15 protein-coding genes are annotated in these 18,687 nt (G+C 45.5%); 14 read left to right on the forward strand and 1 reads right to left on the reverse strand.

The features are described from left to right. From KFE96_RS03660 to KFE96_RS03720, 13 genes are all read left to right on the forward strand, one after another. Positions 1–1,422 carry an FAD-binding oxidoreductase gene (locus KFE96_RS03660; protein WP_370650558.1) on the forward strand — a complete coding sequence of 474 codons (1,422 nt, stop codon included), beginning with the start codon at positions 1–3 and terminating at the stop codon, positions 1,420–1,422. Between the two features lie 218 nt (positions 1,423–1,640). Then, positions 1,641–2,732, forward strand: a complete 1,092-nt coding sequence (locus KFE96_RS03665; protein WP_255834654.1) for a saccharopine dehydrogenase — start codon at positions 1,641–1,643, stop codon at positions 2,730–2,732. 22 nt (positions 2,733–2,754) lie between these two features. Further along, positions 2,755–3,909: a saccharopine dehydrogenase family protein gene (locus KFE96_RS03670; protein ID WP_255834655.1), complete on the forward strand. Its 1,155-nt coding sequence runs from the start codon at positions 2,755–2,757 to the stop codon at positions 3,907–3,909. Between the two features lie 32 nt (positions 3,910–3,941). After that, entirely contained in the window at positions 3,942–5,453 is a 1,512-nt protein-coding gene (locus KFE96_RS03675) for an aldehyde dehydrogenase family protein (RefSeq protein ID WP_370650559.1), read from the forward strand. Between the two features lie 137 nt (positions 5,454–5,590). Beyond that, positions 5,591–5,809 (forward strand): hypothetical protein, encoded by a 219-nt coding sequence (locus tag KFE96_RS03680; protein WP_255834657.1) that lies wholly within the window; start codon positions 5,591–5,593, stop codon positions 5,807–5,809. 265 nt (positions 5,810–6,074) lie between these two features. Continuing rightward, entirely contained in the window at positions 6,075–6,983 is a 909-nt protein-coding gene (locus tag KFE96_RS03685; protein ID WP_255834658.1) for an ABC transporter ATP-binding protein, read from the forward strand. 24 nt (positions 6,984–7,007) lie between these two features. Further along, a complete protein-coding gene (locus KFE96_RS03690) occupies positions 7,008–10,601 on the forward strand; it encodes an ABC transporter permease subunit (protein ID WP_255834659.1) in 3,594 nt (1,197 codons plus the stop codon). A 122-nt stretch (positions 10,602–10,723) separates the two neighbouring features. Then, complete coding sequence (locus KFE96_RS03695) at positions 10,724–11,056, forward strand: helix-turn-helix transcriptional regulator (protein WP_255834660.1); 333 nt, start codon at positions 10,724–10,726, stop codon at positions 11,054–11,056. Between the two features lie 12 nt (positions 11,057–11,068). Then, on the forward strand, positions 11,069–12,139 hold the full coding sequence (gene arsB, locus KFE96_RS03700) for an ACR3 family arsenite efflux transporter (RefSeq protein ID WP_304665237.1): 1,071 nt from the start codon (positions 11,069–11,071) through the stop codon (positions 12,137–12,139). 26 nt (positions 12,140–12,165) lie between these two features. Continuing rightward, the gene (gene arsH, locus KFE96_RS03705; RefSeq protein ID WP_370650531.1) at positions 12,166–12,885 is read left to right on the forward strand and encodes an arsenical resistance protein ArsH; all 720 of its coding nucleotides are present in this window, start codon (positions 12,166–12,168) and stop codon (positions 12,883–12,885) included. A gap of 93 nt (positions 12,886–12,978) precedes the next feature. Further along, positions 12,979–13,725, forward strand: a complete 747-nt coding sequence (locus tag KFE96_RS03710) for an ABC transporter substrate-binding protein (RefSeq protein WP_255834661.1) — start codon at positions 12,979–12,981, stop codon at positions 13,723–13,725. Positions 13,726–14,023: 298 nt separating this feature from the next. Beyond that, complete coding sequence (locus tag KFE96_RS03715) at positions 14,024–16,426, forward strand: TonB-dependent receptor (protein WP_255834662.1); 2,403 nt, start codon at positions 14,024–14,026, stop codon at positions 16,424–16,426. A gap of 121 nt (positions 16,427–16,547) precedes the next feature. Then, positions 16,548–17,468 carry a diacylglycerol kinase family protein gene (locus KFE96_RS03720; RefSeq protein WP_255834663.1) on the forward strand — a complete coding sequence of 307 codons (921 nt, stop codon included), beginning with the start codon at positions 16,548–16,550 and terminating at the stop codon, positions 17,466–17,468. Here the strand turns inward: KFE96_RS03720 and KFE96_RS03725 are convergent. After that, positions 17,452–17,820, reverse strand: coding sequence for a DUF2794 domain-containing protein (locus KFE96_RS03725; protein WP_255834664.1), 369 nt, complete (start codon positions 17,818–17,820; stop codon positions 17,452–17,454). The two genes, KFE96_RS03720 and KFE96_RS03725, sit on opposite strands and share 17 nt — an antisense overlap. Positions 17,821–17,988: 168 nt before the next feature. Between KFE96_RS03725 and KFE96_RS03730 the strand changes: the two genes are divergently transcribed. Further along, positions 17,989–18,669, forward strand: coding sequence for a head GIN domain-containing protein (locus KFE96_RS03730; protein ID WP_255834665.1), 681 nt, complete (start codon positions 17,989–17,991; stop codon positions 18,667–18,669). Positions 18,670–18,687: the final 18 nt, after the last annotated feature.

Genomic DNA, 18,687 nt, shown 5'->3' on the forward strand with positions numbered 1-18,687 from the left:
ATGCTGAAAGCAGAACAAAAAGAAGTGCTGATTGGTATTCTGGGCGATACTGGTTTTGTTGAAAATAGAGCGGATAAGGCCGCCTACGAAAGCGGTGCTCGTTATGATAATGGTGCAGCACTTTTTGTTGCTCGCCCTCAAAATACAGAACAGGTCTCAAAGCTGCTTGCTTACTGTGTGGCGGAAGAAATTTGCCTTGTGCCTCAGTCTGGTAATACCGGACTGGTTTCTGCCTCAACGCCAGACGGCACAGGCGCACAGGCAGTTTTAAGCCTGGACCGCATGAACCAGATTGCTGATCTGGATGTTTACAATCGCAGTATCCACGTGGGTGCTGGGGTCAAACTTTCAGCCCTTAATGATGTGCTTGAGAAAGATGGAATGTTCTTTCCCATTGATTTGGGCGCTGACCCCTGTATCGGTGGAATGGTCGCGACTAACACCGGCGGTACACGTTTCGTGCGGTATGGTGATGTTCGACAGAATTTGCTAGGGCTCAAAATAGTACTCGCAGATGCTGAAGGAACGGTGCTCGATTTCACAAACCCTATTCGCAAGAATAATACTGGACCAGATTGGAAGCAGATGTTCGTGGGCACAAGTGGTGTGTTTGGTGTGATAACTGAGTGTGTTTTGAATGTTGTTCCTAACCCGAAACAATCCTCATCTGTATTGCTTGTACCGACAGGATTTGAGACTGTGAATAGCTTGCTTGTGAACATGGAGCGTTTGTTTGGTTCGTCTTTCACTGCCTTTGAAGGTATGTCTAAAAATGCGGTTGAAGCAGCCTTTGATCATGTGCCATCACTTTCAAATCCGTTTCCGGGTGGAGAAATCCCTGATTATGTTATTTTGGCTGAAATTTCGCGAGATTGGCTTCCAACAGAAAGCGAAATGTCACTAGAGGACATGCTGGAAAATGCCTTAGCCAGTATTTGGGAGCAGGACGAGACGCCTCTCGCAGATGCCTTTATGGGACGCAGTGAAAACATGTGGGCTATCCGCCATGCGCTTTCAGAAGGTGTGAAAAATCTAGGGCAACTGATTGCTTTTGATGTTTCTTTCAGGCGCGGTGATGTAATGGCGTTTACGGCTTATATGGCAAAGGCGCTTCCAGAAAAGTTCCCGGATGTGAAAATCTGCGATTTTGGCCACATAGGGGATGGGGGCTTGCACTTCAATTTGGTTGTCCCGAACGACGATACTTACCTTACGTCTGTGGAGTTTGAACGTGAACTTCGGGACTGGGTGTATAGCATTACGGTTGAGAAGTTTGGCGGTAGTTTCAGCGCGGAGCACGCAGTTGGCCCGAAAAACCAGCGATATTATGATCTTTATACACCGAATTCCGTTAAAAAGCTCGCAGCAGCATTCATGGCAAACGCATCTGTGTTGCAACTAGGGAATACCCATTTTTCGTAAGCTAACCATATATTATAAAATGATTTTAAGGCTGCATATTGTGCGGCCTTTTTCATTGCTACCGTAAGGGAAAAGCTATTTAGACGGAATCAAATTGCCGGAAGAAACTTTAGATAAAAACCGATTTAACGGAAATATCCTTCAATATGCCTATTTAGAGCCGACAATATGCTTCGTACACTTGATTAAAGTATAAAAATGATCGAAGTGGGTGGATTATGTCAGAGTTTGAGCTGTGGTTAAGGGAAGAGTTTCGCTCCACTGAGCGCCGGACACCGCTTTTGCCTGAGGGAGCAAAAGAACTAGTTGATGCCGGGGTGAAAGTTGTTGTTGAAGAATCTGAAAAACGGATTTTCTCGAATGAAGCCTATGCTGAAACAGGCTGCGAGCTTGTTAAAGCTGGCAGCTGGCAGCGCGCCCCTCGGTCCGCTACTATTTTGGGTTTGAAGGAACTTCCAAGTCAACCTTGTGCGCTTAGAAACACTCATGTGTATTTCGCTCACGCCTTTAAAGAACAGGCTGGCTGGCAGGATTTGTTAACACGTTTTGAAGTGGGCGGTGGAAACCTTCTTGATATCGAATATATGGTAGATGCAAATGCCTGCCGTGTTGTGGCATTTGGTTACTGGGCTGGTTATATGGGCGCAGCTCTTGCCCTGATGCAGTGGTATGACCGAAAAGCTGGACGTTCTTCTACGATTGCTAAAGAGCTTCAGCCGTTTAATTGTGCTGATACGCTCGATGAAATCATCCGTAATCTGAAAACAGAAGGTGATGCACCAAAAGCGCTCGTTATTGGCGCAGGTGGCCGTAGTGGTAAAGGTGCTGCTGAAATCCTAGAGCGTCACGGTATTGCAGTTACAAAATGGGGCCGCAAGGAAACAGCTGATCTGGATCGCTCAGTCATTCTTGAGCATGATATATTGGTGAATTGCTCCTTTGTGGCGGATATGATCCCACCATTCCTGCGCAAGGAAGATCTTGTTGAGGATATGAAGCTTCAGGTTATTTCGGATGTATCATGTGATCCGTTTAGTGAATTTAACCCATTACCGCTTTATGAAGCACCAACCCCTTGGGATGCACCATTCGTAACTGTGGAAAACGGTTCTGCGTCTCTTGACCTGATTGCTATTGATAATTTGCCGTCGCTCCTCCCGAAAGAAGCAAGTGATGAGTTTGCAGGCCTTCTCCTTCCTTATTTGAAGACACTTGGCAAGCCAGAAGCTGACCCTGTTTGGGCTGCTTCGAAAGCTTCATTTGATGCAGCGTGTGAACAGATGCATGCTGCAATCAAGATTGCGTCTTAAATCGGGCTAAGGAGTTTTGAGTATGACAAAAGCTGTACACTGGATTGGCGCTGGTCTTGCGTCTGCACCTGGTATTGTGTCTTTGGCTGGAAAGCTCGAGAAACTTACCGTTTGGGATATGGATACCACGCGGGCTGAACACCTGAAGGCTAGTATTACTGTGGGTGAATTATCCGTTGCCAAACTTGATCTTAATGATGATGCATCAGTTCTGAATTTCACCAATCACCTCCATAAAGGCGATGTGGTTGTTTCCATGCTGCCAGCATTTCTTCATGTAAGAGTGGCAGAGATCGCGCTGGCAAAAGAAGCGAACCTTGTTACATCCAGCTATCTTTCAAGTGAGATGGTACTTCTGGAAGAAAAGGCGAAAAAAGCTGGCGTTGCACTTGTGAACGAAGCTGGGCTTGATCCTGGAATTGATCATCTTTTTGCACATGTTCTTGTGGATGCAGCGAAGGAAGCGGATGTACTTGGCCGTGGCCGTCATGTGGAATTTGTTTCTCATTGTGGCGGTATTCCGGCGGAAGCGACAGAATTTACTTATAAGTTTTCATGGACGCCACTTGGTGTTCTGACTGCACTTAAGAATTCCGCCCGCTATATCTATGAAGGAAAAACCAAAGATATTTCTCGTGCCTGGGAAGCGGTGAGTGAGCTTGATATCTTGGGTGAAGTATTTGAGGTTTATCCAAACCGCAACAGTATGCCTTACATCAAGGAATATGGTCTTGATAAAGAACCGGGACTTCATACCTTTGTGCGAGGCACTCTGCGTATGGGTGGTTGGAAAAAGGCTTGGGCTGATATTTTCACGCAGGTGGAACATGCTTCTCAGGAAGACCTAAAGACACTTTCAGAAAAACTATGGAATGAGCACACATATTCTGATGGTGAAGAAGATCGGGTCGTGCTTTATGTTGGCCTGAAAGTGAAAGATGAAACAGGCAGTGAGTGGCAAGCTTCGCTCGCACTTGATGAAGTGGGTAGTGGTTTAAATACCGCGATGGCACGTACAGTTTCGCTCACTGTGGCTGAGGCGGTGAAAGCCGTATTAAGAGATGAATTTGAACCAGGTGTACATGCCGCGACAGAGAATGTAGCACATGCAAAACTTTGGTTAGAGGGACTGGCTGAGAGCGGTATTAAAACCATCGCTCAGGGCATTGAAATTTAAGAAGAATAAACACTTAATTTAAGGGAAAGATGATGAACATCGAACAGATTTATGCTGATCTGGGCCTTACAGACGCAGACCTGAAAACAGGTAGTTTGAAAGTTGAAAGCCCAATCGATGGTGCTGAAATCGCAAGTGTGAAAACACACACAGAAGCTGAGGCAGATGCGATTATCGCGAAATCCAAAGCTGCGTTCAAAGAATGGCGCAATGTACCGGGCCCACGCCGCGGTGAACTTGTTCGCCTGCTTGGCGAAATTCTTCGCGAGAAGAAAGAAGCACTTGGTGCGCTCGTAAGCCTTGAGTGTGGTAAAATTTACCAAGAAGGTCTTGGTGAAGTTCAGGAAATGATCGATATCTGTGACTTTGCAGTTGGCCTTAGCCGCCAGCTTTATGGTCTTACAATCGCATCTGAACGCCCAGGCCACAAGATGCGTGAATATTGGCAGCCAATCGGCCCTGTTGGTATCATCAGTGCATTCAACTTCCCTGTAGCCGTTTGGGCATGGAATGCGGCGCTTGCACTTGTGTGTGGTGATAGCACAATCTGGAAACCGTCTGAGAAAACACCGGTAACAGCTATTGCTTGTCAGAAACTGTTTGATGAAGCTGTGAAGCGTTTTGGTGATGATGCGCCGGAAGGTCTTTCTCAGGTTCTTGTTGGTGAGCGAGAAATCGGTGAAGTGCTTGTAAACGATAAGCGCGTACCAGTTATCTCAGCAACAGGTAGCTGTGCGATGGGCCGTATTGTCGGACCTAAAGTGGCTGCACGTTTTGGTCGTAGCATTCTTGAGCTTGGTGGTAACAATGCAATTATCGTGGCACCGTCAGCTGATCTGAACCTTGCTTATCAAGGTATTCTGTTTGGTGCTGTGGGTACGTGCGGCCAGCGCTGTACATCAACACGCCGTATCTTTGTACACGAAGAAGTATATGACGAGTTGGTGCCGCGCCTGAAGAAAGGTTATAAAGGCCTGTCTATTGGTAGCCCGCTTGATGATAAAACACTGGTTGGGCCGCTGATTGATGAACAGTCATTTAACGCTTTTGAAGCAGCGCTTGAGCTTGCTCAGAAAAATGGTGGTGAAATCACTGGCGGTGGCCGTGCGCTCGCAAGTGAATACCCGAATGCATACTATGTAAATCCAGCCATCGTTGAGATGACAGGTGATGTAGATAACGTGCAGGAAGAAACATTTGCACCAATCCTTTATGTGTTCAAATACACTGATCTGGAAGAAGCAATTGTGCGCCAAAATGATGTACCGCAGGGCCTTTCTTCTGCGATCTTCACACGTGATGTACTTGAAGCTGAAATCTTCACATCTGAAAGCGGTAGTGATTGCGGTATCGCTAACGTAAACATCGGTACATCCGGTGCGGAAATCGGCGGTGCATTCGGCGGTGAAAAAGAAACTGGCGGCGGCCGTGAAAGTGGTTCCGATGCTTGGAAAGCATACATGCGCCGCATGACAAGCACACTCAATTATTCAAAAGAATTGCCTCTTGCACAGGGCATCACATTCGGTGGTGATGACGAATAGTCGCCACCTGAACTAAAAATTCTGCCACTTAAGGCCACTTCCCGATCCACTCTCCGGGAAGTGGCCTTTTTTTGGTTGATACTCTCAATTAGTAGGTTTATCGCTTAAAGGTTGAAAATGCACACATGGAGAAAATTATGACTCAGGTTATCACTGAACTGACAACAGAAGAACTTAATTTAGTGGGAGGTGGGGGTGAAGATCTTGACCCGATCGAGGTTTTTACAACTTTTTTTAACGCTTTTAATCCTTTTTCCGGATTGGGTGGCGTCGGATCTGGAGGTAATTCAGAAAGAGACTACTTTATAAGAATAGATATTGATGTAGCTGGAATTGAGATTGATGTGGCGCTCTAGTGTTTTGAGAAGAGTGTATCGTTATACTAGATAATTATCTCTAAGGGGCCTGAAGTAACATAGTCATCAGATTTAGTTGTTTGGTGGCTTTTTTTTGTGAATTGACAAATTATTATTGTTTTACGATAAGGTATTTTAATTGCAACTTTGGTTGTAAGGTTTTTGAAAAACAATAGACTGCTATAGCAGTAGGATGGCCAAGAATAAGTAAAGAGTATGCTGGAAAACCAGCCGCGGCCCGGGCACAGTACAGAGAGGATACAAAATGTTGTCGATTAAAAATTTGAGCCACACCTATCCAAATGGTGTGAAGGCTCTTAATAACCTGAATCTGGAAGTTCCTAAGGGAATGTTTGGTCTGTTGGGGCCAAACGGCGCTGGTAAATCAAGCCTAATGCGCACAATTTCCACCCTTCAGCAGCCAACAGAAGGCAGCATTACATTTGGTGGTGTGGATGTGCTCAAAGAACCTGATGCACTTCGCCGTGTTCTTGGTTATCTGCCGCAAGATTTTGGTGTGTATCCACGTACATCTGCTTATGACATGCTTGATCATATGGCTGTCCTAAAAGGTATCACGAATAAAAAAGAGCGTAAGGAAGTGGTGGAAGGCCTATTGAACCAGACCAACCTTTTTGCGGCTCGTAAGAAAAACCTCAGCACTTACTCAGGTGGTATGCGCCAACGCTTTGGTATTGCACAGGCACTGATCGGTGATCCTCAATTGATTATTGTGGATGAGCCAACAGCAGGCCTTGATCCTGAAGAACGCAACCGTTTCCACAATCTTCTTGCAGAAATTGGTGAAAATGTTGTGGTTATTCTTTCCACACATATTGTGGAAGATGTTGCTGATCTTTGCCCGAATATGGTGATTATCAACAGCGGTACGATTGTAGCGGGCGGTAAGCCAGGTGACTTGATTGCAAGCCTTAATGGCAAAATCTGGAAGAAAGCAATCAAGCGCACTGAAGTGGATGCCTTTAAAGAAAGCCATGCAGTTATTTCAAGCCGGCTTGTGGCTGGTGATACGGTTATCCGCGTACTTTCTGAAGGTGAACCAACTGGTGGGTTTGAGCAGGTTGAGGCCGACCTTGAGGATGTTTACTTCTCCAAGCTTTATGAAAGCCGTATCGGTAATGCTGGTGCCACACCAGCGTCTGCCGCAGCATAAATTGAGCATTTAGGGAGAGTTTCCATGTTGTTGCGAATAGCAGCGAATGAATTTCGCTATATGTTCAAATCACCTCAGACGATTGTGACCTTCGCAATCTTCTTCCTGTTGCCTTTCATGGCGATGGTATTCAGCGATAATGTTCAGATTGGTGCCGGTGGCAATGTAAAGGTGAATTCACCTTTCGCTATCGCACAGATCAACTTGATCCTGAACCTGTTTTCAGTGTTTGTAGCACCAGCCTTTATGGCAAATGCTGTATTGAAAGACAGTGAAAACAAGATGGACGGCATTTTGTTTTCCACGCCGATTACGAAAGAGGCCTATCTTTTTGGTCGTTTTATCGGTGCGTTTCTTGCGATGTTTGTGGCTATGTCTGGTACTCCTATCGGTATGGCGATTGGTAGTGCGTGGCCAACACTTGATCCAGAAACAGTATTACCGTTCAGCTTCGGGAATTATGCCTATACGTTTTTTGCGTTAACGGGCCCAACTCTTCTTGTGATGGGATCACTATTTTTCGCTATTGCGGTAATGACGCGTAGTTTGATGGGAACGTACCTGATCGCGATGGGGGTGTTGATCCTCTATTTCATTAGCGCAAGATTTTTCCGCGAGCCTGAGATGCGGGAAATTATGGCGATTGTTGACCCGTTCTTGATCCGCGGTATGCAAGAGGTAACGCGTTACTGGACAGCGGTTGAGCGTAATACCTTGCTGTTAACATATGAAGGTTTGATCCTTACGAACCGTTTAGTTTGGTTTGCCGTAAGTGGTGGTCTTGTTGCACTTGCTTATGGCACGTTCAGCTTCCGCAAGCCTGCAAAACTGCCTAAAGAAAAGAAGGCTAAAAAGCAGGATCAGCCGAAGGTTGCTACAGCGCCGAGGCTGACACCCACATGGACAAGATCTACCTATTTCTCGCAGTTTATGATGCGGACCAAGTTTGAAGTTGGGTCAGTGGTAAAAAGCTTACCGTTTATGATCATCATTGGCTTTAGCTTATTTATGATGATATCAGCACTCCTTAACAGAAATCTTGCGTATGGTCTTGATGCGCTGCCTGTAACACGTTTGATGATTAATGCGGTGCAAGGTGGTTTGGGTGTTGGTTTGATCATTGTATTGATCTTCTACAGCGCAGATATCATCTGGCGTGAACGTCATTCTGGTGTGCATGAAATCGTTGATGCATCACCAATTCCGAGCAATATTTTTGTTGCTAGTAAGCTTGTGTCCCTCGCTGTGGTGTTGGCGATTATCCTATCAGTTGGGGTTATTCTTGCGATTGGAGTACAGATTCTTTCTGGTTACGGTGAGATTGACCTGGGCCTTTATATGCAGCGTGGTATTTACCGAGCTCTTCTTGGGTTTGTTTTGATTGCTGTTCTATCATCATTCTTGCAGGTAATCGCGAAAAACCGTTTTGTTGGTATGATGCTGATGATGCTCTATTTCATCAGTACACTTATCCTGTCCAGCATGGGTTTCGAACATCCACTTTACCTGTTCGGTTCAGGTATAACTGCGCCGATGTCGGATATGAATGGTAATGGTCGCTTCCTGAGCGGTGATAATTGGATCAATCTGTATTGGTCGTTCTTCTCGGTTATTCTGATCATGCTTAGCTATATGCTTTGGAACCGGGGTACATTGCAGCCGATCAAACTACGTCTTCGTGCACTTCGTGGTTTCAAGAAACCTGTGCCAGCGGTTGTGGCAATCTTGGCTCTTATAGGTTTTGCGGCATCTGGTCGTTACATCTACTATAATACCAATATTCTGAATGATTATCTGACTGGTGATGATATTGAAGAACTGCGCGCAGAGTATGAAGAGAAGTATCGTCAGTATGAAGATCTTCCAATGCCGCGTATCGTCGATGTGAAAATTGATGTGGATCTTTACCCATACAAGCGCCGTGTGGAAACACGTGGTAAGCAGGTTCTGAAGAATAAAACGGGTGAAGTTATCAACACAGTTCACATGGTGTTCCCAGGTGGTATAGATGAAATCCCGATGGTAGAGCTTGAAGGCGGTTCCATTGAAAGCATCGACGAAGATTATAGCTATTATATCTTCAAGATGGATGAACCTATCCAGCCGGGTGAAGAGCGTAAGCTTGCTTTCGAAACCATCATCCAGCAGCGTGGATTCCGTCATTCAGGTGCGGATGTAACGCTGGTTCGTAATGGTACTTTCATCAACAATGGTAATATCACACCAACAATTGGCTTCAGCCGTGGTTTGATGATTCAAGACCGTAACACCCGCCGCAAGCGGGGGCTTGAACCATTACCGCGTACACCTAAGCTTGAGGATGAAAGCCAGTATAGCACTAACTATATCTCCAGCGATTCTGATTTTGTGACGTTTGAAACAACTGTTTCAACGGTTGCTGACCAGATCGCTGTGGCACCTGGTTACCTTCAAAAGGAGTGGGCAGAAGGTGATCGCCGTTATTTCCACTATACGATGGATGCGCCGATTCTGAATTTCTACAGCTATCTCTCAGCTGATTATACAGTTGTAAGGGATGAAGTAGACGGTGTTGATATCGAAGTGTATCACCATGCACCTCACACCTATAATGTGAACCGCATGATTGAAAGTGTGAAAGATAGCATTCGCTATTTCAGTAAAGCTTTCAGCCCGTATCAGCATAAGCAGCTTCGTATTCTGGAATTCCCGGCATACCGTTCATTTGCTCAGGCATTCCCGAATACAGTACCGTATTCAGAAGGTATCGGCTTTATTGCTGACCTGTCTGATCCGAATGCGATTGATCTTGCGTATTATGTGACAGCACACGAAGTGGCACACCAGTGGTGGGCGCATCAGGTGATGTCTGCCAATACACAGGGTGGTACGGTGCTTGTGGAAACACTGGCGCAGTACGGTGCAATGCTGGTGATGGAACAGAAATATGGTCCGCACCAGATGCGTAAATTCCTGAAGTATGAGCTTGATCGTTATCTTCGTGGTCGTTCCAGCGATCCTGAAGGTGAATTGCCGCTATACCGTGTTGAGAACCAGCAATATATCCATTACCGCAAAGGTTCAGTGGTTATGTATGCGCTTAAGGATTATCTCGGTGAAGAGGTGGTTAACCGTGCATTATCACGTTTGATCGAAGAACGTGGTTTCAGCGGTGAGCCTTATGCAACAACGCTTGATCTGCTTCGCATTCTCAAGGAAGAAGCAGGGCCAGAACATGAGCAGCTGATTGAAGATCTGTTTGAGAGAATTACTCTCTTTGATTTGAAGGCTGATGGTGTGACGGTTACGCCAATGGAGGACGGTAAGTATAAGGTTGTTATGACCATTGATGCAGCGAAATTTGAAGCTGATAATGTAGGTAATGAAACAGACCTTACACTGAACGATCTTGTGGATATTGGTGTCTTCACTGCACGCCCTGATGATGCAGGTTTTGGTGCTGAAAATGTGCTTTATCTTCAGAAGCAGCGTATTACCGCAGACACCAAGACCATTGAAATTATCGTGGACGGTAAACCAGCATTTGTGGGGATTGACCCATATAATAAACTGGTGGACCGTAACTCCAACGATAACATCAAAGAAGTTGTGGAAGAGCAGTTGGTGGATGCAGGTTAGTATCCTTTCTACATGCTAGAAAAAGAACCCTCGGCCAAAAATGGCCGGGGGTTTTGTATTTTATGGCCATGCTACAGTCATTTTGAACTTGCATAAATTAACATATCCAATATTCTGGATATATGGATAAAAATGATTCTTTAAAAGCGTTAAATGCTCTGTCTAACGAGACACGGCTTGATGTATTCCGCCTTCTGGTAAAGGCGGGTGAAGCTGGTATGCCAGCTGGTGCAATTTCGGAAGAGCTAGGTATTGTGCAAAACACAATGTCTTCCGGTCTTTCTATTCTCGCCGCAGCAGGGCTTATCCGTGGTGATCGGGAAGGGCGGTCTATCCGTTATTACGCGGAGATGGATGGCATGCGCGGCTTACTGGCGTTTTTGATGGAAGACTGTTGTGGCGGCAATCCAGAAACCTGTGCGCCGCTTCTTAGTGAATTAACCCCCAAGTGTTGATCGGATTTACTCATGGCAACTGATACTGTTATGCCAACTGAAGCGCCTGCTGGCGGCATTGGTTTCTTTGAAAAGTGGCTTTCTCTGTGGGTGGCGATTTGTATTGCTGCGGGCATTGGGTTGGGTAGCTTTTTCCCAAGCGTTTTTGAAACGCTTGCAAGCCTTGAATATGCGTCCGTGAACCTGGTGGTGGCCGTACTTATTTGGGCAATGGTTTATCCGATGATGGTGAATGTGGATTTCGCCAGTCTTCGGTATATTGGGGATCGTCCTAAAGGCCTTGTGGTTACTATTCTTGTAAACTGGCTAGTGAAGCCCTTCAGCATGGCAGCCCTTGGTGTGTTGTTCTTTGAAGGCGTGTTCGCGGATATGATCAGCCCTTCAGATGCGCAGGAATATATCGCTGGTTTGATCCTTTTGGGTGCTGCGCCTTGTACGGCAATGGTGTTTGTCTGGAGCCAGATGACAAAAGGGGATGCGACATACACCTTGGTGCAGGTTTCCGTAAATGATGTGATTATGATCTTCGCCTTCGCCCCGATCGTGGCATTCTTGCTTGGCGTGACAGATATCACTGTGCCGTGGGATACGCTTCTGATCTCTGTGGGGCTTTATGTGATTATTCCGCTTGCCGCGGGTGCTCTCACCCGGAAGGTGTTGATTAAAAACGATGGTAATACCTCAGCCGTTGATAAGTTCACGGGTTCTGTGAAGCCTTTCTCAATCATTGGCTTATTAGGTACCGTCGTATTGCTCTTTGGTTTTCAGGGGCAGATTATTTTAGAAAGGCCCGTTCTGATAGCCATTATTGCGGTTCCGCTTCTCATACAGTCCTACGGCATTTTTATTATTGCATACGGTGCAGCGTGGTTGTGGCGCATTCCGTTTAATGTGGCGGCACCTTGTGCACTTATCGGTACATCCAACTTTTTTGAACTTGCTGTTGCTGTGGCGATCAGTCTCTTTGGACTTCATTCTGGTGCGGCGTTGGCAACAGTGGTTGGTGTGCTTGTAGAAGTACCGGTAATGCTGTCGCTTGTAGCACTTGCAAACGCAACACGTGGTTATTTTGCAGCTGAGTAATAAGGGTTTTGGTTAGGAGTTTGATCATGTCTGAATTTGATATGCAGAATATTCACGAAGATAGTTGGAAGACCATTGATGAAACGGCATTGTTTGCTCCTGATCAGGTAGGGCATAAGCCTAGAATTCTGCTGCTTTATGGATCGCTTAGAAAGCGTTCGTTTAGCCGGTTGGTTACAGAGGAAGCAGCTCGCATTCTAGAGCGCTTCGGGGCTGAGGTAAAAACCTTCAATCCAAGCGGGCTTCCACTTCCTGATGATGATGTAGATGAAAGCCACGAAAAGGTTCAAGAACTGCGTGATATGGTGCAGTGGAGTGAAGGCATGGTGTGGTGTTCACCAGAGCGCCACGGCAGCATGACAGGGATTATGAAGTCTCAAATTGATTGGATACCGCTTTCTCTTGGTGCTGTAAGACCAACACAGGGTAAAACATTAGCTGTTATGCAGGTGTGCGGTGGTTCACAGTCCTTCAATGCTGTGAACCAGCTCCGCATCCTTGGGCGCTGGATGCGCATGATTACTATTCCGAACCAATCTTCTGTAGCGAAAGCTTTTCTTGAGTTTGATGATAACGATCGCATGAAGCCTTCTGGTTATTACGACCGTATTGTGGATGTGATGGAAGAACTGGTTAAATTCACGCTGTTGACACGTGGTCGTTCTGATTATCTGGTGGATAGATACAGTGAGCGTAAAGAAAGCGCTGAAGAGCTAATGGCTAGAGTGAATCAGCGTAAATTGTAGGCATTTTGCAATCTAAACCATGTAAACGATCCTTGCATTTCAAGTGTGATTTAGACAGTATCACGCGGTTGTTCAGTGGTCAGGGATCGTTTCATGTTGAAGGCTTTTCAGCTTTTCTTTTCTATGATGTCTTTGCTTGTGCTGGAGTACACAGCACATGCAGATGATAAAATTACTATCGCTATTGATGGCGGTATCCCTCCTTATGTTTACCCTGATAGTAAAGAGGGTATCGACGTTGATATCATAAGGAAAGCTGCGGAACTTGGCGGGCTTTCAATTGATTTTCTCGTTTCTCCTTATAACCGAGTTGAGCGCCTTTTAATTGATAAGAAGGTTCAGGCTGCAGTTAGTTATACTCCGAATTCAGCCTACGGTGCGGTTTCCATGCCTATTCGGTATTGGCATGATGGGCTTATCATTCGGCGCGGTGTGGATTTCTCCAGAGAGAACTGGGGAAACCTGAAATGGGGAACTTTCCCCGCCGTAGAAGCTTCTTTGGGTGAAGAAATCAGAGAGTTGTTGCCTTACCTAAAAGCAGCAGAAATCATTGATAATACTCCTCAAGCCACCCGAATGATGCATGCAGGCCGGATGGATGCATATGTGGGAGATTTGGTTGCGTTCAAACATTATTTTGAAGGCCTGCGATCTGAAGAGGGTGGCGAGGATTTTGAAGTTATCCAGATTTACAAGCCTGTTCCTTATTATTTGATGTTTGTGAAACCTGCTAACAGAGACGCCTTTAACCGTGGTTTAAAAACTCTAAAAGAGAGCGGCCAGTATGATTGGATATGGGCGAAGCATATCTTGTTTGGCATTCAATCGGCGCAATTTTAAGCTCTTTTTTCTCGTAAAAATAGCATTATCTATTGGTTTAAATCCTATAGGTTATAGCCTTAGTGTGATCATATAACCTTGGATTGTGTACTTTGTTGCGCAATTGTCACAAAATGTGAAACATATGTAAAAAACAAAGACATATATTCTCATATTATGTCGTAATTTATTGGCGCTACTGTCTTTTCCCTCGCATAGTTTTTTCCGTGATGCACCGCTTGGTGGGGAGTGGCCGAATGGCGTGTATCTGTGTGCATAAAAATGAAAAACTAAAAACAAACTAAGAAGGTAGGATCCTATGAAAAAGCATACAGCTGTCTGCATGAAAAGTGTTTCAGCGATTGCGTTGATGGCAACTGGTTTAATAGCCCCCTCTGTTGCCGCTCAGGATGAATATTCGCTCGAAGAAATCGTTGTAACTGCAACAAAACGCGCGTCCAGTATTCAAGACGTTCCATTCTCTATTAATGCCCAGTCACAGGCCGATATTCAGCGTTCCGGTGCGAAAAATATTGAGGACCTTTCAAGGAATATTGCTGGTCTTACGATCCAGAATTTAGGCCCAGGCCAAAGTCAGGTTTCCATCCGCGGTGTATCTGCGGGCCAGATTGTGCGTGACCAGCCGGGTGTTAAAGAGCAGGTTGGTGTGTACTTGGACGAATCTGTGATCTCGCTCTCACTCTTTACGCCAGATCTGGATTTTTATGATCTGAACCGTGTTGAAACACTTCGTGGCCCTCAAGGGACTTTATTCGGTTCTGGCTCTATTGGTGGTACGATCCGTTACATCACAAACCAGCCAAATGTTGAAGAATTTGAAGGTAGCGCTGAAATTGACCTGAACCAGATTGATGGTGGTGGTTTTGGTGGTTCCGCTAAAGGTATGATTAACGTGCCATTCGGTGATGGTTTAGGTGCGTTCCGCGCGGTTGCTTACCATACCGAATATGGTGGTTATATCGATGCAATCCGTGAAGGTGGTACGATTGATGAAAATGTAAACAGCGGTAACCGCACGGGTGGTCGTCTGGCATTTACATTCAAACCTTCAGATACGGTGACTATTACCCCTCGCATTATTTACCAAGAGATTGATACAGATGGCTTTAACCGTCAGGAAGTATTTAATCTCTATGCAAATCCATTCACAGATGCATCTGCTGAAGGTGGCCGCGCACCGGTAACTTTTGAAGAACGCCAGCAGTTCCTTCTGCTTGATGAAGGCTTTAAAGATGAAACATTGATTGCAGACCTGAATATTGAAGTTGGATTTGATGGCTTTGATGTAACAGCAATTTCTAGCTATACAGACCGTGATATTCTTGTAAGCCGTGATGCAAGCGCGCTTACGGGTAGTGTATCTGTAGATCTTGGTTTCCCTGATGAAGCTGTTCTGCTCCCATCCAATCTTCGGGATTCTACAAAAGTAGAGCAGTTCACGCAGGAACTTCGTTTCTCGTCAAATGGTGATGGCCCATTCCAGTGGATTATTGGTGGTTTCTATTCAAACACTGATCGTTTCTATCAGCAGTTCCTTCCAACACCAGGCTATGATGCATTCACAGATCAAGTATTAGGTGCTGGTACAGCTGAGGCAACACGTGCTGGCGTTGGGCCTGCGGATTCTCCGTTCTTCTCTGAGCTACCGTACACGCTTGAACAAATCGCTGTATTTGGTGAGGTAAGTTACGATGTAACCGACCGCTTAAACATTACTGTGGGTGGTCGTTACTATGATTATGATGAAGAACGTGAAATTGATCAGGTTGGCCTATTCGGTTCTGGTACAGTTGATCAGGTAGATTCTACGTCCTCAAACGGTTTCACACCTCGTTTCCTTTTGAGCTATGACCTGACTGAAGAAGTAACTTTGAATGCACAGGCATCTAAAGGCTTCCGTCTTGGTGGTGTAAATGATCCACTGAACACCCCGCTATGTAACCCGGAAGATTTGGATACATTCGGTAGTTTCCAGAACTATGATGATGAAACGCTTTGGAACTATGAAGTAGGTGTGAAAGTTAACACTGGTAATATCTCCTTCAATGCTGCTGCATTCTATAACGATATCTCCAATCTTCAGGTAACACTTGATGCGGGCTCATGTTCTTCTCGTATTACCTTTAACGTTGAAGAGGCTCACACACTTGGTGTGGAGGCTGAATTCAAGGCACGTCTGTTTGATGGTTTTGATGTATCTTTCGCGGGTAGTGTTCTAGAGGCAGAGTTTGACTCTACTGTAACAAGTGCTGGCGCTGTTCTTGGTGGCGTGCGTGAAGGTAACCGCCTGGCGTCAACACCAGAATATAACTTCGGTACAACAGCAAGCTATACATTCCCGTTCGAGATTGCGGGTGACGGTGTTGAAGCATATGTAGCGGGTACATTCTCTGTACGCGGTAGTATCTTTACACAGCCATCTGATCAGGAAGCGTCTGGTGATTTCGTGTCGAACCTAGCGTTTGGTGGCGCTTCTGGCACGGATGTGACATCCGTAGACCTTGAGCTGGATTCATATAAAACTGCGAACCTGAGCTTCGGTATCTTCAAAGATGAATGGGAATTTGTTCTCTATGTGAATAACATCTTTGATGAAAACGCGAATCTCTCGTTTGATCGTGAGCGTGGTGGCCGTGCCCGTCTTGGCTTCCGTACGAACCAACCACGTACATTTGGTGCAGTTTACCGCATCAACTTCTAAATAGGTCGAATAGAAAAATAAGAGGGCGGTGCCAATTGGTGCCGCCTTTTTCTTTTGCCTGTTTCACGCGCGTGTAATAGTTGCTTGTATCAATTCAGGAAATATAGATGCGGGAAATACTATGCCAAAAAATCCATATATTGCCGTTATCAGTAATCCTGCCGCTGGACAGCGGAGTGGGCCTTTTCTGTGGGGGGTTATTAATCGCCTTAAGAAGAAAGGCGCTAAAGTTGATCTTATTGTAACTGAGGCACCAGGCCATGCCGTGAAACTGGCAGCTGATTTGAGTACCGAGGGCAGCGTAGATTTAATAGTGGCTGCAGGTGGCGATGGTACGCTTAGAGAAGTGGCTGAAGGGTTAAACGGTAGCGATGTACCGCTTGGTATTATTCCGGCTGGTACAGCTAATGTGATGGCGCGGGAACTCGGCTATATGAAAAAAGGCGTAAAATCCGTTAAGCGCGTTTCTAAAATCCTTCTGAAAAATCGAAAACGTCCTGTTTATCCATTTCAACTTGCTCATGAAGGTAAAAGCACCATCGGCCTTTGTTGGCTGGGAGCCGGGTTTGATGCTGCAGTTCTGCAGTATGTAAACCCGTGGATGAAATCGAAGATTGGCAGGGCTGCGTTTGCACCTGCTATGATCAAAACTATGATTAAAGAGCCTCGCAAGCCTTCGGTACCGTGGCAATCGGGTGATACAACAGGGGTGGCAGGTTGGATCATCCTTGCAAATATTGCGAAATATGCTGGGCCTTTTGTGCTTACTGAGAAAACGGCCGTAGATCAGCGGGGATTAGCTTGGTTGCGGTTTAAAAAGGTCGGGGCGATCGCGCGTCTTGTTGATCAAATACTATTACCTTTCAAGCCTCTTGATGTTCGAGGTGAAACACAAGAACTGTTGTCAGGGGAGGTAATAATTGGTGATGGTAATACACCTATTCAATTGGATGGTGATTTGATCGGGTTTGGCCCGGTATCGGTTCAGTCGCAGGAAAAGCCGATTATGTTCAAGGCAGGAGAAGTTAATTCACGCTCTTGAACAGTCGCCGATCAAAATATTTGAGCATTGTCTTTAAATCTCTACCACGTTTTAAAATCTGGTTGTTCATCCCTAGGATACGCCACATACCTTGTTTTCCGGCAAGTGCTGGTTCTTTGATAATACGATAAAGCGGCATTTCACTGGCTCTGCGGTGGATTGAGAAAATTGCCATGTCGTCTAGGTGATCAATTGCATAATCATGCCATTCACAGGCAGCAACCATTTTGCCATATACATTCAGGATTTGATTAAGTTCTTGCCGCATAAAATACACGGTTTTTGAAGGCTTTTTTATCGAGCTATGAGATTGCTCAAAGGCAGGGTGAAATGATGCGCTAGTTTCGTCCATGGATGCTCCTTTGTATTAAATTTGCTCTAAAATGCGATAATACGCAAGAAAACTGCGATAAGTGGGGTTTAAATCAGGTTGACCCATCCCTATCTCAATGGGATAAATAAGAAGGCCGATAAAAAAAGTAACAGTACGGCTTAAACACATATTGCGAGGATTTGACCCATGAAGAATAGCGTATTCTTACGTCGTAGCTTGTTTGGTATGGCTGCCGCTGGTGTGGTAGCTGCGTCATTCATTTCAACAGGCGGCAATGCGACATATGCCGACATGGTTTCTGAAACCAGAGATCTTGAAGCATTCACAAAAATCACCATCCTTGGTGCTGCCGAACTAGACGTTACTGCAGGCAAAAGCCAGGAAGTAACTGTGCGCACAGAGGATGATTTCCTTGAGGAAGTTGAGACATATGTAAAGAACGGTACGCTTTACATTGATATGCGTGAGAAAGACCGCCGTCGCCGCTTCTGGGATAATGTTGACGTAGAAGTTAAAATCAATGTTGAAAACCTTGAGGCTATTGAAGTGCTTGGCGCGATTGATGGTGACTTCAATGATATTGATGCTGAAAACTTTGATATTGAAATCAAAGGTGCAGCTGATCTGGATATTGAAGGCACATGCGGCACGCTTAACCTTGATGTAAAAGGTGCTGGTGACATTGATGCAAAGAACTTTGAGTGTTCAAGTGTTGAAGTGCAGGTAAAAGGCGCTGGTTCTGCAAGCGTTTTTGCAAAAGAAGATATTGATGCCGACGTAAGTGGTGTTGGTTCGATTTCTATTTATGGCGAGCCGGCAAAGGTGCGTAAGCATGTTGGCGGTATCGGTTCAATCAGCATTAAATAACCAGCGACATTGAGGGGA

It is taken from the genome of Kordiimonas sp. SCSIO 12603 (assembly GCF_024398035.1).
In the GTDB taxonomy this organism is placed as follows: domain Bacteria; phylum Pseudomonadota; class Alphaproteobacteria; order Sphingomonadales; family Kordiimonadaceae; genus Kordiimonas.